This is a genomic window from Streptomyces sp. NPDC056160, from assembly GCF_042268205.1.
Classification (GTDB): Bacteria; Actinomycetota; Actinomycetes; order Streptomycetales; family Streptomycetaceae; genus Streptomyces.
In genome coordinates this window covers 1-14873 of the sequence record NZ_JBHJUW010000175.1, presented here as the reverse complement: position 1 = coordinate 14873, position 14873 = coordinate 1, and the positions used below count along the sequence as shown (strand labels likewise).

Annotated in this window: 13 protein-coding genes; 4 read left to right on the top strand and 9 right to left on the bottom strand. The window is 73.4% G+C overall.

From position 1 onward, the window contains the following. Positions 1-82: 82 nt before the first annotated feature. From fxsA to ACFC02_RS37505, 4 genes are all read right to left on the bottom strand, one after another. Entirely contained in the window at positions 83-643 is a 561-nt protein-coding gene (gene fxsA / locus ACFC02_RS37520) for an FxsA family membrane protein (protein WP_376366773.1), read from the bottom strand. 136 nt (positions 644-779) lie between these two features. Further along, on the bottom strand, positions 780-1580 hold the full coding sequence (locus ACFC02_RS37515; RefSeq protein ID WP_376366772.1) for a polyprenol monophosphomannose synthase: 801 nt from the start codon (positions 1578-1580) through the stop codon (positions 780-782). A 519-nt stretch (positions 1581-2099) separates the two neighbouring features. After that, positions 2100-3704, bottom strand: a complete 1605-nt coding sequence (locus tag ACFC02_RS37510) for an amidohydrolase (protein WP_376366771.1) — start codon at positions 3702-3704, stop codon at positions 2100-2102. A gap of 132 nt (positions 3705-3836) precedes the next feature. Further along, entirely contained in the window at positions 3837-4277 is a 441-nt protein-coding gene (locus ACFC02_RS37505; protein WP_018570152.1) for an Lrp/AsnC family transcriptional regulator, read from the bottom strand. Between the two features lie 267 nt (positions 4278-4544). Between ACFC02_RS37505 and ACFC02_RS37500 the strand changes: the two genes are divergently transcribed. Together ACFC02_RS37500 and ACFC02_RS37495 are read left to right on the top strand one after the other, a co-directional pair. Beyond that, positions 4545-4979, top strand: coding sequence for a hypothetical protein (locus ACFC02_RS37500; RefSeq protein ID WP_376366770.1), 435 nt, complete (start codon positions 4545-4547; stop codon positions 4977-4979). A gap of 280 nt (positions 4980-5259) precedes the next feature. Next, on the top strand, positions 5260-5508 hold the full coding sequence (locus tag ACFC02_RS37495; RefSeq protein WP_376366769.1) for a hypothetical protein: 249 nt from the start codon (positions 5260-5262) through the stop codon (positions 5506-5508). Here the strand turns inward: ACFC02_RS37495 and ACFC02_RS37490 are convergent. The 5 genes from ACFC02_RS37490 to ACFC02_RS37470 form a co-directional block, all read right to left on the bottom strand. Next, complete coding sequence (locus ACFC02_RS37490) at positions 5471-6643, bottom strand: acyl-CoA dehydrogenase family protein (protein WP_360978196.1); 1173 nt, start codon at positions 6641-6643, stop codon at positions 5471-5473. The genes ACFC02_RS37495 and ACFC02_RS37490 overlap by 38 nt on opposite strands. Positions 6644-7105: 462 nt before the next feature. After that, the gene (locus ACFC02_RS37485) at positions 7106-7258 is read right to left on the bottom strand and encodes an SCO1431 family membrane protein (RefSeq protein ID WP_376366768.1); all 153 of its coding nucleotides are present in this window, start codon (positions 7256-7258) and stop codon (positions 7106-7108) included. A 164-nt stretch (positions 7259-7422) separates the two neighbouring features. Further along, positions 7423-8814, bottom strand: coding sequence for a peptidase C39 family protein (locus tag ACFC02_RS37480; protein WP_376366767.1), 1392 nt, complete (start codon positions 8812-8814; stop codon positions 7423-7425). 216 nt (positions 8815-9030) lie between these two features. Beyond that, entirely contained in the window at positions 9031-10572 is a 1542-nt protein-coding gene (locus ACFC02_RS37475) for an amino acid permease (protein ID WP_376366766.1), read from the bottom strand. 35 nt (positions 10573-10607) lie between these two features. Then, entirely contained in the window at positions 10608-11564 is a 957-nt protein-coding gene (locus tag ACFC02_RS37470; protein ID WP_376366775.1) for a hypothetical protein, read from the bottom strand. A gap of 314 nt (positions 11565-11878) precedes the next feature. Between ACFC02_RS37470 and ACFC02_RS37465 the strand changes: the two genes are divergently transcribed. Both ACFC02_RS37465 and ACFC02_RS37460 read left to right on the top strand, forming a co-directional pair. Next, the gene (locus ACFC02_RS37465; protein ID WP_376366774.1) at positions 11879-12502 is read left to right on the top strand and encodes a uridine kinase; all 624 of its coding nucleotides are present in this window, start codon (positions 11879-11881) and stop codon (positions 12500-12502) included. Between the two features lie 430 nt (positions 12503-12932). Continuing rightward, on the top strand, positions 12933-14801 hold the full coding sequence (locus tag ACFC02_RS37460) for an AAA family ATPase (RefSeq protein ID WP_376366765.1): 1869 nt from the start codon (positions 12933-12935) through the stop codon (positions 14799-14801). Positions 14802-14873 lie beyond the last annotated feature (72 nt).

The window sequence follows — 14873 nt, the reverse complement described above, 5'->3', positions numbered from 1 at the left end:
GCGCCCGTCCTGCTGCTGTGAGCCGGTGCTCGCACCTGTGCCCGCCGCGGCGCCCGGCGCTCACCCGCGGCCGCGTCGGTGCTCACCGGGTCAGCGGCGGGCGCTGCTCTCGCGGGGCGTCGCCCGGCTCGTCGTCCCTGATCACCTCGCCCTGGACGACCTTGCCGTCGGGGCGGTGGATACGGACCTGCTGAAAGGCGTCCCCCAGGGTGCCCGGGGCGGCCGCGCGCAGTCTGCGGTCGACCGTGCGCTCGGCGAACCGGCCCACGGCACGCTGGACCGGCGGTATCAGCAGCAGCAGACCCACCGCGTCCGAGATCATGCCGGGGATCATCAGCAGCAGGCCGCCCAGCATCATCAGGCCGTTGCCGCCGCGCCGGGTGGAGGGGGTGGCGCCGCGCTGCAGCGCCTCGTTGAGGTTCTGGAAGGCACGGCGGCCCGCTCGCTTGATCACGACGGCACCGAGTACGAAGGCGGCGACCAGCAGAAGGAACACGGTGAACCCGCCGGCCGCGCCGGCCACCAGCGTCAGCAGCCAGATCTCCAGCACCAGCCACACGGCGACGGCGAGCGGCAGGAACCTGCGCAACCGCGAGGGCCGGGGCCTGGTGGAGGGTGAAGAGGTCGGAGCGCCTGTCGTCATACTCCCAGTGTGCCTGGGCGCGGCTCAGCACGGGATAAGAGGGTGCCCGCCGCCCCCGGGCAGCGATCGCGCGCCTGCCGCACGGGCGGTGGACGCCACGGGTGACGGCTGCGGGACCGGGGCGACGGGAGCGACGCTACGGCTGCGGCTTGCCGCCCCTGCCGGTGAGCTTGGTCACCCGCTCCCCCACGCCCCAGGAGGTGACCCGCCACAGCGCCTCCGCGACGATGTCCCGGCTCATCTTGGAGTCGCCGAGTTCCCGCTCCACGAACGTGATCGGCACCTCGACCACGTGGAAGCCGGCCTTGATCGCGCGCCGGGCCAGGTCGACCTGGAAGCAGTACCCCTGCGAGGCGACCTCGTCCAGGCCCAGGCCCTCCAGGGTCTCGCGCCGGAAAGCCCGGTAGCCGCCGGTCACGTCGCGGATCGGCACGTCGAGCATGAGGCGCGAGTAGGTGCTGCCGCCGCGGGAGAGGAACTCGCGGGACCTGGGCCAGTTGACCACGCGGCCGCCCGGCACCCAGCGGGAACCGAGGACCAGGTCGGCGCCTTTGAGGGCGGTCAGCAGGCGCGGAAGCTCCTCGGGCTGGTGCGAGCCGTCGGCGTCCATCTCGACCAGCACGCCGTAGTCGCGCTCCAGACCCCAGCGGAAGCCCGCCAGGTAGGCGGCGCCCAGGCCCTCCTTGCCCTTGCGGTGCAGTACGTGGACGTGCCCGTCCTCGCCGGCCAGTTCGTCGGCCAGCTTGCCGGTGCCGTCGGGGCTGTTGTCGTCGGCCACGAGGACGTGCGCCTCGGGGACGGCCTTGCGCACCCGGCCCACGATCGTCGTGATGTTCTCCGCCTCGTTGTAGGTCGGAATGATCACCAACGCCGTGCCGAGCGGACCGAACCGCCTCTCCTGAGACCCCGCCGCGAGGCTACCGTCGCCGTGGTTCACTACTGCCCCTTCATGTCCGTACGCAGGGGACCACCATAGTGGCCAGGGCCTGCGGGGATGTGACACCACGTTCGTTCGGTGGTGTCGATTCGACGAGAGCTGGGTAAGAAAGCTCTTTTCGGAATGGGGGCCCGGTGCCCTTCGGGCCGACCTGGTACCCGCTGGCTGCGGATCGACCGAAAGCCGTTGTCTACTGAGCGACCGGGCCCCACCCGGGTCACACCCTGCCGACCGTCCGGAACCTTCCCCCGCCGACGCGGACGCTGAGCCTGGCTCCCAGTGACGGTGACCCGGTGCGGCACACCGTCCCTGACCCAGCGGCACTGCGACGCGGGTACGGAAGTTCCCCGGTCGGGCGTCCGGTGGTGGACCCGGCAGAACCTACCGGCCCCCTGCCGTCGCCTGTCAAACACCGCCCCGGCCTGCCGCGACGCCCGGCACCGCCCGGCCGGTGCCGAGGATGCGCAGGTCGCGCGAGCGGGCGGCGGGCCGTCGCCGCCGCCGCGCCGTACCGGGAGATCACTCGCCCGGCCGTACGAAGACGGTCCGGCCGCCCACCACGGTCCGCAGGCAGACGGGCAGGTCACGGCCCTCGCCCAGGTCGGGCAGGCCGGGGGTGCCGGAGCGCGGGTCGGTCGACCAGCGCGCGACGCGGTCGTCGGGGGCCTGCACGACCAGCTCGCCGGTGCGCCACAGGGCGTAGTCCGCGGGGGCGCCGGGCACCAGGACGCCGGCGTCGTCGCGCCCGACGGCCCGCCAGCCGCCCCGGGTGTGGGCGGTGAACGCGGCCCGCACGGAGACCCGGTGCTCAGGGGTGCGGTGGAGGGCCGCCGCGCGAACCGTGCCCCACGGGTCCAGGGGCGTGACGGGGCTGTCGGAGCCCAGGGCGAGCGGGACACCGGCGCGCAGCAGCGCCGCGAAGGGGTTCAGCGTCCGGGCCCGCTCGACGCCGAGCCGCTGGGCGTACATGCCGTCCTCGCCGCCCCACAGCGCGTCGAACGCCGGCTGCACGGACGCGGTCAGGCCCAGCTCGGCGAAGGCCGCGACGGTCTCGGGGGTGAGCATCTCGGCGTGTTCGACGCGGTGCCGGGCGGCCCGGATCCGGGCCAGGCCCACCTTGTCGGCGGCGGCCCGCACCCCCTCGACGACGGTGGTGACCGCGGCGTCGCCGATGGCGTGGAAGCCGGCCTGGAGGCCGGCCTCGGTGCAGGCGGTGACGTGGGAGGCGACGGCGTCCGCGTCGAGGTAGGCGGTGCCGGTGTGGCCGGCGTCGGCGTACGGGGTGTGCAGGCAGGCGGTGTGCGAGCCGATGGAACCGTCGACGAAGAGGTCTCCGGCCGCGCCGCGCGCCCCCAGCCGCCGTGCCTTGTCGACGTCCGCCTCGGCCCAGTAGCCGACGACACGCGGCCCCGGTTCCTCTGCGGCGAGCCGCAGCAGGCCCGTGAAGTCGTCCTCGGAGGAGATGTCCGGGCCGCCGCACTCGTGCACCGAGCCGATGCCCAGGGAGGCGGCCCGGGCCAGCGCGGCACGCTGGGCCTCGACGCGCTGGGCGGGCGTGACGGCACCGAACGCGGCGGCCCGCACCGCGTGGTGGGCGTCGGCGGTCAGCGGGCCGTCCAGGGGCCGCCCGATGCCGGGGACGAGGTCGAGCAGGGCCGTGGTGACGACCGCGGAGTGGACGTCGATCCGGCTCAGGTAGAGCGGACGCCCGCCGGTGGCCCCGTCGAGTTCCGCGCGCGTCGGGGGGCGGCCTCCGGGCCAGCGGGCGGCGTCCCAGCCGTGGCCGAGGAGGACCCGGTCGTCCGGGCGCGCGGCGGCGAAGTCCCGCACCCTGGCCAGGGCCGATTCCAGGGACGGTGCGTCGGAGAGGTCGAGGCCGGTGAGCGCGAGGCCGGTGGCCGTGGTGTGTACGTGGGCGTCGGTGAACGCCGGGGTGACCAGGGCGCCGTCCAGGTCGACGACCTCGTCGACGCCGTCCGCGAAGGCGTCGGCCGCGCCCTCGGAACCGACCCAGGCGACATGGCCCGCCTCGACGACCATCGCGGTGGCGAACGGGTCGGCGGGACTGTGGACCTCGCCGCGGCGGAGAAGGACGGTCTGCGGTTCGGCGGTGCGCTCACTCATGGACACCAGTCTCCCGCCTCGCCCGCCGGGACCGGCACGCAGGGCACGGCTGACGCGGGTGGTACGACGGCCGGGCGCCTGCCCGGTGCCGCGACGCGGGGCGGGGCCGCCCGCCGCCCGGTCAGCCGGCCGTCAGATGCGCGGCGGGCGAGCCTCGTACGGGGTGGACAGGACCACCGTCGTCCGGGTGGACACCCCCGCCAGGGTCCGCACGCGGGCCAGCAGCTCCTCCAGCTCGTGCGGCGTGGCGACGCGCACCTTGAGGATGTAGTTCTCGTCCCCGGCCACGCTGTGGCAGGCCTCGATCTCGGGTACGCCGGCCAGGCGGTCCGCGATGTCGTCGGGGGCGCTGGGGTCGAAGGGTTTGACCGAGATGAAGGCGGTCATGGGCAGCCCCACGGCCTCGGCGTCGACGACCGCGGCGTACCCGCGGATGACGCCACGCTGCTCCAGCCGCCGCACCCGCTGGTGCACGGCCGACGTGGACAGGCCCGTGGCCTTGCCCAGGTCGGTGTAGCTCATCCGCCCGTCCTTGACGAGCAGCTGCACGATCTGTCGGTCCAGCTCCTCCATGGCGCAAGAACCTACAGTGCGCTTGATCGCCTCGGATACCTCGGCGGCCGGGTCGTGCCCCGTTCGTCCGGAGCCCGGCGGTGTCCCGTCGGCCGACCGGGGGACAAACCGGTCGCGACGGGCACCTGCGAGCGGCATGTGACCAACGCCACAACACCCGGCCGCCCTTCGTGATGTTCCCGTGATTACCGCCGAGACCGGACGGGAAGTGCTTGCTGTGGTCGAGGCCGCAGCGCCTTCACGGCCCAGCCTTAGGGGGAGAAACCCATGCAGAGTCTCAAGCGCCCTGGTCGTTCCGTGCCCAAGCGGCAGCAGCCGGCCGTCGAGCCCCAGCCGGAGGGCGTCGAACCGGACGAGTTCGGCGAGGAGCCCGACGCCTACGACACCTTCGAGATGTTCCGGGTGATCTGCCCGGAGTGCGCGCAGCCCATCGCCCTGCTGGCGGACGAGGAGATCCTGCCGGAGCACGCGCTGTGCGCCTCGCCGTGGAACCCGTTCGGGCTCACCGTGTGCGCCGGCACCGGGCTCAAGGCCACCGACGCCCGGCCCGCGGACGAGTTCGCCGGTCCGCAGGAGCAGCAGACCGCCCTGCTGCTGACGCTGCCGCAGGGGCTCGACTGGCGGATGCAGCCCTTCTCGCACGTCGGCGGCCCGGGCTCGCGCCCGATGCGCGTACCGGCGATGCGCCGCCAGGCCGCCTGACCACCCGCCCGGCCGCTCCGCCCGCCCGCCTCGGGCACCCGCCCGCCTCGGGCACCCCGTCCGCACCATGGCGCACCGGCGCCGTGACGCGGAACCGGCGCGCCCGGGCGTGCCGGCGGGCACGGACGGCTCCCGACGCCGGACAGCCGGTGGGAGTACGGAAATCGGCGGCCCTCGGGTCTTCCCGCTGCCCGGGCCGCGGGCCGGGCCGGACGTCGCTGGACTCACGCTCGATTCCGCGCGGCGGTGACCTGTCCGCCCTGCGGCGCGTTGCCCGGGTATGACCCCCATGCCTCCGGCAGCCGGGCGTCGGCGTCGCATCTTCGTGCCGCCGCCCGCGGAACTGGTTCCCCCCGCCCCGCCGCAGCTCCCGGACCCGCCGATCTACCGCGACCTGGTGCGCACGTGGGCCGACCGGGGCCGCACGCTGCCGGGGCGCCACGACCCGGAGTGGGTCCGGCTGGCGGCGCCCCTGTTCGGCCTCGCGCAGTTCAGCGGGTCTCGGGACCCGCGACGTGACGGGCGATGACCATGCGCTGGATCTGGTTGGTGCCCTCGACGATCTGCAGCACCTTGGCCTCCCGCAGGTAGCGTTCGACAGGGAAGTCCGCGGTGTAGCCGTACCCGCCGAGCACCTGGACGGCGTCGGTCGTGACCTTCATGGCCGCGTCCGTGCAGAACAGCTTGGCCATGGCCGCCTGCCGCGCGAACGGCCGCCCGGCGTCGCGCAGCCGCGCCGCCGCCAGGTACAGCGAGCGGCCCGCCTCGATCTGCGTCGCCATGTCGGCGAGCATGAAACGCAGCCCCTGGAAGTCGGCGATCGGCCGCCCGAACTGCCGCCGGTCGGTGGCGTAGGCGACCGCCTCGTCCAGCGCCGCCTGGGCGAGGCCTATGGCGCACGCGGCGATGCCGAGCCGTCCCGAGTCGAGGGCGGCCAGCGCGATGGTGAAGCCCTGGCCCTCCTCGCCGAGCCGCCTCTCGTCCCGGACCCGCACGCCGTCGAGGTGGAGCTGCGCGGTCGGTGAGCCCTTGAGGCCCATCTTCTTCTCCGGTGCCGCGGCACTCAGCCCCTCGGCGTCGCCCGGCACCAGGAAGGCGGTGATCCCGCGCGGGCCCTCCTGGCCGGTGCGGGCCATGACCGTGTAGAAGTCGGCGATCCCGCCGTGGGTGATCCAGGACTTGGTGCCGCTGATCACCCAGTCGTCGCCGTCCCGGACAGCCTTGGTGCGCAGCGAGGCCGCGTCGGAGCCGGAGGAGGGCTCGGACAGGGCGTAGGCGCCGAGCAGTCCGCCGCCGAGCATGGCGGGCAGGTGCTCGGCCCGCTGCTCCTTGGTGCCGTACGCGGCGAGCCCGTAGGCGGCCAGGGTGTGCACGCTGAGGCCGAGCCCCACGGTGAGGCGGGTCGCCGCCAGTTCCTCCAGGACCTGGAGGTACACCTCGTACGGCTGGTCGCCGCCGCCGTACTCGGACTCGTAGGGCAGGCCGAGCAGTCCGGAGCGGGACAGCAGGGTGAAGACCTCGCGCGGGAAGCGTCCGGCGTCCTCCTCCTCGGCCGCCTTCGGGGCGATCTCGTGCTGCGCGATGTCGCGGACGAGCGAGATCAGGTCCCGGGCCTCGTCCGTGGGCAGTTGCCGGTCCACCGGCTGCGGGGCGCGGTCGGGCATGGCGACGCTCTCCTCCCTGTCGGGCACTGGCGGACAGGCACCCTGTGGGGCGGCTCCGCCGGGGCTTCCTCGGCGCCGGCCGATGCTCGCCCTCCCGGGTCGCGGAAGCGGCTGACCAGCGACTGTGCGCTGTGAGTATGCCCGATCACAGGCATGGAGTCACCGGTTAACGACCGCTTACTTCAAGAAAGGGTGAACCCGTGCGCCGGAGGCCTTCGGTCAGCGGTCCCCGGCGCCGGGCCGGCCGTCCCCACGGGGCAGGTGCGGGGGCCGTGCGCGCGGGGTCGATCCCCTCGATCGCGCGGAGCGTCCCGGCCACGGTCCGCACGAGGACGTTCGCGCCCGGGTGTGCCGAAAGAGCCCGGGGCGGTCTGCCGCAGGCGCCCTCGGCGACGGCCTCGGAACGCCGTCGCGGGTCCAGGGCCGGGGTCCGGGTCGCGTCGGTGCCGGGGCCGGGTCAGCTCACAGGAGCCCGAGCTGGGCCACGAGCATCGCGATCACCACGACGAGGGTCCAGCCGAGGACGTGCTCCAGGACCTTGGGACCGTCGCCGTCGTCGCGGGGGCCTCCCGTGCGGACGCGGGCGGGGGTGGCGGTGGCCGGGGGAGCGGTCATGGTCTCTCGCAGGGTCGGACGTGCGGTGTGGACTCCCCCACGGGCGCCCCGCGCCCGCCGCTGTCCACCTTGCCACCGGCGACGGCCCGCGCGGCGGAGAGCTTGGTCACAGGCGGGACCCCGGTCGCCCGGGGACCCGCCCGCGGTCCTCCCCTCCGCTCCGCTCAGCGCACGCCCACCGCGGCGAGCGCCATGCGCTGGTGGGGGGTGGGGTGCGCCGGGAAGTACAGGTAGCAGATGCCGCCGCTGCCCGAGGCGACCTTGCCGGAGGCGTTGTACCGCTTGGTCCTGAGCCAGATGTTCTCGAACTCCCGGCGCCGGTACACGCGCCGGACGGCCTCGTCGCCCGGCGAGGCGGGGTCGTTGGCGATCACGTCCCCGTCGGCCGTGAAGCCGATGACCGTCATCAGGTGGCCGGAGGTGCCGTAGCCGGCGCCGGTCAGCTCGGTCTTGAGGAAGGACTGCGACGTTATGGCCGGGATGCCGGCCGCGATCAGCCTCTCCACGTCGGTGAGCGAGCCGAGCCGGGTCACCACCCCTTGCAGATCCTTGAAGGTGGCCGCGTACGCCGCGTTGAACGGCCAGTTGCCGCAGCCCGCGTACTGGTAGTCGTACGTGTACCGGGCGGCGTTGCACACCTGCGGGTCGGCGTAGGACGGGTCGACCCACGACAGCTGGGCGGGGGTGAGCCGGCCGCCCCAGTACTCGACGATCATCTGCGAGGAGGTGGGGCTGCACCAAGCCTCGCCGCCGTTGTCGTACTGGGGGTACTGGCCTGCGTGGATCTCCTGCGAGTAACGCGGAACGGTCAGTTCCGCACCCACCTGCCCGGGCGTGGACGCGGGCACGGTGAAGCGGTCGGGGATGTCGGAGCCCATCGCGCCGAGCCGCCAGACGGTGGGTGTGAGCCGGGTGCCGGGCGTGCGGTAGAGGGTGAGGCGCAGCCGGTACGCGGCCAGGCGCAGGCCCGAGGCCGGGTCGTCCACGGCGAAGGTGTCCGTGGAGATCGCGCTGCGGCCGTCACCCTGGCCGTCGAGGGAGGTGCGCCTGATGTCCTGGTCACCGGCGGCCCAGCGGCCCATCACGTACCAGGGTGTGTCGGTGCCGTCCGAGTACGTGCCCCGCAGCTCCACCTGGAGCCAGGTGCCGGCCGGGGTGTGCGCGTTCCAGGAGGCGACCGCCTCGGTGGCGGGGACGGGGAGGCGGTGGACCGGGCCGGTCCAGGTGGCGTACTCCCATGAGGCGGTGGTGCCGGTGTGCGGGTCGGTGTACTCGGTGGTGCCCGCCGCAGCGGTGATCTCCAGGCCCGGGCGGGCGCCGGACACCGCGCGGGTGCCGTGGTGGGTGCCGCCGCGCCAGTCGGTGTACGTGGTCCAGGCGCGGTTGTCGACCGGTCGGGCCTGCCTGCGCCGGGCGGCGAGGTCGCCCGGGTGCGGGGCGCCGGCGGGGTCGGTGGTCCGTCCGGCGGCGGCAGCGGCCGGGGCCGGTCCGCACGCCACGGCGACGACCGCGGCGGCGAGGACGGATCTGCGGGTGGGCTTTTCGGGTCCGCTCATGGGTGGAAGACCCCCAGGTGTCCGAGTCGGTACGGGTGGCCGGTCCGTGCACGGCAATGCGCCCACTATGGCCGCGGCGCCCCGCGCCTGCCAGCACTTCGCCGCACGCCACGCCCAGCAATATTGGTCTCCACCACTGGCGTGATCCGGGCAGCGGCGGCCCCTTCGCGGGACTGCCCCCGCCCCCTCGTGGACCCCCGCACGACCGGACCCGGATCAGATGAGGTCCATCGCCGCGACCTCGTCCGGGCGGCCGTAGCTGACCGGGCCCTGGAAGCGGCGGCGGGCCGTGGCGAACCACCAGACCGTGGCGACCAGCAGGACCACGGCCAGGGCGATGGGGGCGTAGTTGAACGAGTCGGCGGTGATCGGCGAGGCCTGCGGGAGCATGAACAGCACGCTGCTCAGCACGATCCAGCTGACCGCCACGACGCCGATCGGCCGGCCCCAGCGGCCCAGGTGCCACGGGCCCCGCTGGAACTCGTCGCCCAGCCGAAGCCTGAGCAGGATCGGGACGGCGTAGGCGAGGAAGAGCCCGACGACGTTGACGCTGACGATGGCGGTGAACGCCGTGTGGGACCACCAGCCGGGCAGGATCAGCGCCAGCGAACAGGCGACCGCCAGCCAGACCGCCTTGACGGGTGTGCGGGTGCGCGGCGAGACCGAGTGCCACCAGCGGGAGCCGGGCATGGCGCCGTCCCGGGAGAAGGCGAAGATCTGCCGGGTGTTGCTGGTGAGGTTGGCCAGGCCGCAGAAGAGCATGGCCCCGATCACGATCAGCAGGAGGGCTTTCGCCGCGCCCAGGCCGAGTGCGTCGATGAGGATCTGGACGGGGGGTGCGTCCGCGCCCGCCACGTGCGCGTAGTCGCGAATGCTGTAGACGAGGGCCAGCATGAGGATCAGACCTGTGACGGCCGAATAGCCGATGGCGCGGACGATGCCCCGGGGCGCGTTGACGGTCGCCCGGACCGTTTCCTCGGACATGTGGAAGCTGCCGTCGAAGCCGGTGAAGGTCCAGCTGGTGACCAGCAGGCCGAGCAGGCCGCCGTAAAGTCCGCTCGTGAAACCGGTGTTGTTCGCGAAATGCGTGACGAACGACACCGGACGGTGATCGTCGGGAACGGCGACCAACGCGGTGACGATGACCACCATCCCGACCAGCAACCACCACACGGAGATCCGGTTCAGGACCGCCACCAGCTGGACCGTGTAGGTGTTGGCCAGTCCCTGGAGCACGATGATGAGCGCGGTGATCAGCACCGTCTGGTGCGCGGTGGGCCGGTAGGAGGACCACTGGAGGGCGACGAAGGCCTGGATGAAGGTGGCCGCCGCGTACCCGGTGGCCGCGGTGCCCCCCACCTGGCCGACGAAGTTCAGCCAGCCCGTGTACCAGGACCACGCCCCCTTGTGCCGTTTGGCGAGTTTCCCCGCGGAGAAATACAGCGCACCGCTCGTCGGATAGGCGGAGGCCACCTCGCCCATGGCGGCGCCGACGAACAGCACCATGACGGAGACGCCGATCCAGCCGAATACGAGAATGCGGGGCCCGCCCGCGTTCATGCCGAATCCGAAGGAGGAGAAGATTCCCGAGACGATGTTGATGATGGTGAAGGAGATCGCGAAATTGTCGAACGCCTTGAAACGCCGGGTGAGTTTCCTCGGATAACCCATCGCGTGCAGGGTCGCGTCGTCGTCGAGCGCGCTCGGGGCGGCGATGCCGCGCGTTCTGGCGCGCGGTGGCTGTATCCGTTCCGACACGGGTCGGCCTTTCTCTCGTGGGGGGCGTGCGAGGGTCAGGGGGACGGCGGCACCGGCAGGCCGCAGGCGCGGCGTGCCCGGGACAGCTGCTCCACGGGGTCGCCGAAGACGCACCACGGCATCCGGGAGGCGTAGGGACCCATGGCGGTCAGGACCGCCCGGGCCTCGAACTCGCACCCGGCCAGGACCAGCGCATGGGCCAGATAGGCCAGGTCGAGCACCGGCGTGAACCGGTGACCGGCCACCACGGGAAGCCAGTTCCGGTAGATCGCCAGGGCGGCGGAGCGCCACTGGGGCTGCTCCCAGACCCGGTCCGCGAGCGACTGGGAGGGGTCGTAGCTCTCCACCAGGGCGACCAGCGGCAGCAGTCGCAGCGCGGAGTCGGCGGGCGCGCGCTGGCTGAGGAAGGCGGCGACGTCCCAGGCCGCGTTGACGGAACCGCCGTGCCGGGTGAAGAAGAAGGCCAGAAATCGGTGGTGGGCCTCGCGGTGCCAGGGGTCCAGGGACAGGATGTGCGCGAACAGCCGCCAGGGGCCGGGCGGGGCGGTGAGCAGCCCCTGCGGTGCCGGCTCGCGCAGCCGGTGCAGCCTGGCCATGGTCAGCTTGGCCGCCCAGGGCGTCGGGTCGGCGGGGTCCACCGCCGAGGCCCGTTCGCAGGCGGACAGCGCTATCCGCTCCAGCGCGGCGGCCCGCTCGTCGCGGGCGTCGGCAGCTCTCAGCGCCCGGTGCACCGCCACCCGCGCCCACACCAGGGCCGATTCGGGGCCGGGTTCCTCGGCCAGCCAGCGTTCGGCGAGGTCGGAGTCGGCGGCCTCCGAGGCCAGCACCAGGGAACGGTGGGCCCGTAGCGCGAAGTCACCGCGCGTCTCGGCGAGGGCGGCGCGGGCGCTCGCCCAGCGGCCGGCCCGGATGTCGACGCAGACGCTCGCGAGGACACGGTCGTCCGCCGCCGGGTGCCAGACGTACTGCCCCTCGAATAACCCAGCGGCCATCTTCCCCCTGTCCGTCACCGCACGACTCCTCACAGTGCGCTCCCGGCACTTTACTCACCCCAGGGACAACCGGAACGCGGTTTTCGACATGTTCGGGTGGTGATTCAAGGGGTGCTTAGCGGGAGTCGGGGGTGCCGGGGCAGACGTTCGGCCGGATGTTCCGGTGGGTGTTCACCGGGGCGGCCACGCACACGCCCGGTATGACCGGTCACTAGAATGTTCCCGCGAAATATGCCGTCAGATCAGTACCCGCACCCGCACCGCCATCGCCACTCCACCCTCGCCCGTGCTCGTCGTTCACTCCGGGACCCGCCATTCACACCCTCGCCGGCCTGCTGCGCCGCCTTCCGCCGTCCTGCGGCCCCGTCCGCCTGGTCGCCGTCGACGGGCACGCCGGCTCCGGGAAGTCCACCTTCGCCGCCCGCCTGGCCGCGGCGCTCGGCGACGCACCCGTCCTGCACCTGGACGACATCGCGAGCCACGAGGAACTGTTCGCCTGGGACGGACGGCTGCTGGCGGAGGTGGTGGAGCCGCTCGCCCGAGGCGCCACGGCGCACTACGCGCCGTACGACTGGCGGGCCCGCCGCTTCGGCCCCGCCCGGCGCGCGCTGCCGCCGGCGCCGGTCGTCCTGGTCGAGGGTGTGGGCGCGGGCCGCCGGGCACTGCGCCCCCGACTGGCCCGGCTGCTGTGGATGGAGCTGCCACGGGCGGAGTCCTGGGCGCGGGGACGGGCGCGGGACGGAGCGGAGCAGCGGGAGTTCTGGACGGGCTGGGTCGAGGCGGAGCGCCGGCACTTCGCCGAGGACCCCTCCCGGCCCTTCGCGGACCTCTTGGTACGACAGTCGGCGACGGGGTACGAGGTACTTCCGGGGCCCGCCGGAATGGTTGGACCGGACCAAATCATCACACAGGGTGAGGGGCCGTCGGCAATGTGCTGAACTTGTGAAGGCCGGGCCCGTGCAACTTGGCCAAGTGTCCCAACTTCGCTTGACCCGGGGCCCGTACAGGTCTTACGTTCTCAATGTGCGGTCATCGCGGACCGCCCCGCAGACACGAAGCCCCCGGTTGTTCCCCCGTGACCGGGGGCTTCGTTCTGCCCGCGCACCGCTATCCGGACGCCAAGCGGCTTCGTTCGGTCACCCTCGGTCACCGAACGGGGGGTGCCGCTTCCGCTCCCCCTCTTCGAACGCCGTGTACCGCACCCTTCGGCGGGCGGCGACCCCGCAGGTACGATGCCCTCGGTGCGACCTTCGAACGACTGCTTCGCGCACCTGCAACTCCGGTCCGCGGCACAGCGGTTCGACCAAGGAAGCCACCGGGCGGCGGTCCGGCGGCGAACCTACGGGGGCACGGTTTGTGGGGGACGTGATGGACTTCGGCACGCAGGGCCCCGACGCCCCGGCCGACCTCGCCTGGCTGCGCGGGGTGGACGCCTACACGATGGGCGCCTATCCGCAGGCCGAGGAGGAGTTCCGGGCCGCGGTGGAGATGGACCCCGGGATGGCGGACGGCTGGCTCGGACTGCACGCGCTGCGCGTCGACACGACGACCGCGCTGCTCAGGATGTTCCGGCACCGGGACCGCTTCGGCGAACAGCGCGCCCGGCACCGTCGCACCCTCAACTCCTGGTACTGGCTGGGCTGGTGGGTGCAGCCCGTCCTGGAGAGCCCCCGCGACCTGCTCCTCGCGCACGCCTCCCACTGGCTGGACGGGCGCCACGTGCCCGAGCTGGACCGGGCCCTGGCCGGACTGCCGCCGGTGGACGCCGACGCCCAGGTCCGTTTCCTGCACGCCTGCCGCGCCTACCTGGTCAAGGACTGGGAACAGCTGGTACGGCACACCGACCCGCTCGTCGACGATCCGATGCTCGGCATCGAGGCCGGCCTGTTCGGGGGCATGGCCCGGGTCCGGCTGGAGATGTACGGGCAGGCCGAGCCGCTGCTGTCGGCCTCGCTGATGCGGTGCCGCAGCGAGCAGCCGCAGCGCAAGGAGTTGCGGTACTGGCTGGCCAGGGCGCACGAGGGCACCGGCCGCAGCGCCGCAGCGCTCCCCCTGTACCGGGCGGTGCACCGGGTCGACCCCGCCTTCATGGACACCTCGGCCCGGCTCGCGGCGATCGCCGAGGGCGACGGCTACGACGACGAGGCCGCCGACCTCGCGGCGATCACGCTCGCCGGGGCCGGCCAGGACAGCGTCGACGGTCCCGACGTCCTGGACCCGCTCTTCGGCACCGAGGGCCGGGACCTCAGGATCGACGAACCCGATCTGCCCGCCGCCGGCCCCTTCCCCTCCCCCGCCGACGCGGCGGTGCGCGCGCGAGCCTCGGTCGCCGCCGGACCGCTGCCCAGCGGCCCGACGGATCCCGCGTTACTCGAACAGGCGCTCGCCGAACTGGAGCGCATGGTGGGTCTTGAACCGGTGAAGCGCCAGGTCAAGGCGTTGTCGGCGCAGTTGAACATGGCCCGGCTGCGCGCAGGTCAGGGGCTGCCCGTGCAACCGCCGAAGCGCCACTTCGTCTTCTCCGGCCCCTCCGGCACCGGCAAGACCACGGTCGCGCGGATCCTCGGCCGGGTCTTCTACGCGCTCGGACTGCTCGGCGGCGACCACCTGGTGGAGGCCCAGCGCGCCGACCTGGTCGGGGAGTACCTGGGGCAGACCGCGGTCAAGGCCAACGAGCTGATCGACTCCGCCATCGGCGGGGTCCTCTTCGTCGACGAGGCCTACTCCCTGTCCAACTCGGGGTACGGCAAGGGCGACGCGTACGGCGACGAGGCGTTGCAGGTGCTGCTGAAGCGGGCCGAGGACAACCGGGACCACCTGGTGGTGATCCTCGCCGGCTATCCCGAGGGCATGGACCGCCTCCTCGCCGCCAACCCCGGGCTGTCGTCCCGCTTCACCACCCGCGTGGACTTCCCGTCGTACCGGCCGCCGGAACTCACCGAGATCGGCAAGGTGCTCGCCGCGGAGAACGGCGACCAGTGGGACGACGAGGCCCTGGACGAGCTGCGTTCGATCGCCGGCCACGTCGTCGGCCAGGAGTGGATCGACGAACTCGGCAACGGCCGGTTCCTGCGCACCCTCTACGAGAAGAGCTGCGCCTACCGGGACCTGCGCCTGTCGACGTACCCGGGCACGCTGACCCGCGACGACCTGGCGACCCTGCGGCTGCCGGACCTGATGCAGGCCTACGGGGAGGTGCTGTCGGGCCGGGGCCCCCAGGACCCGTCGGCCCTCTGACGGGTCCCGCCGCGCACGCCCGCCCGGCCCGGCGCACACGCGGCCCGGCGCACACGCGGCCCGGCGCCCACG

Coding starts and splice junctions, on each gene's coding strand:
- ACFC02_RS37505 (WP_018570152.1), bottom strand. CDS start 4,277: ATGGAGGAGCTGGACCGACAGATCGTGCAGCTGCTCGTCAAGGACGGG.
- ACFC02_RS37470 (WP_376366775.1), bottom strand. CDS start 11,564: ATGGCCGCTGGGTTATTCGAGGGGCAGTACGTCTGGCACCCGGCGGCG.
- ACFC02_RS37510 (WP_376366771.1), bottom strand. CDS start 3,704: ATGAGTGAGCGCACCGCCGAACCGCAGACCGTCCTTCTCCGCCGCGGC.
- ACFC02_RS37480 (WP_376366767.1), bottom strand. CDS start 8,814: ATGAGCGGACCCGAAAAGCCCACCCGCAGATCCGTCCTCGCCGCCGCG.
- ACFC02_RS37500 (WP_376366770.1), top strand. CDS start 4,545: ATGCAGAGTCTCAAGCGCCCTGGTCGTTCCGTGCCCAAGCGGCAGCAG.
- ACFC02_RS37495 (WP_376366769.1), top strand. CDS start 5,260: ATGACCCCCATGCCTCCGGCAGCCGGGCGTCGGCGTCGCATCTTCGTG.
- ACFC02_RS37490 (WP_360978196.1), bottom strand. CDS start 6,643: ATGCCCGACCGCGCCCCGCAGCCGGTGGACCGGCAACTGCCCACGGAC.
- ACFC02_RS37485 (WP_376366768.1), bottom strand. CDS start 7,258: ATGACCGCTCCCCCGGCCACCGCCACCCCCGCCCGCGTCCGCACGGGA.
- ACFC02_RS37460 (WP_376366765.1), top strand. CDS start 12,933: ATGGACTTCGGCACGCAGGGCCCCGACGCCCCGGCCGACCTCGCCTGG.
- fxsA (WP_376366773.1), bottom strand. CDS start 643: ATGACGACAGGCGCTCCGACCTCTTCACCCTCCACCAGGCCCCGGCCC.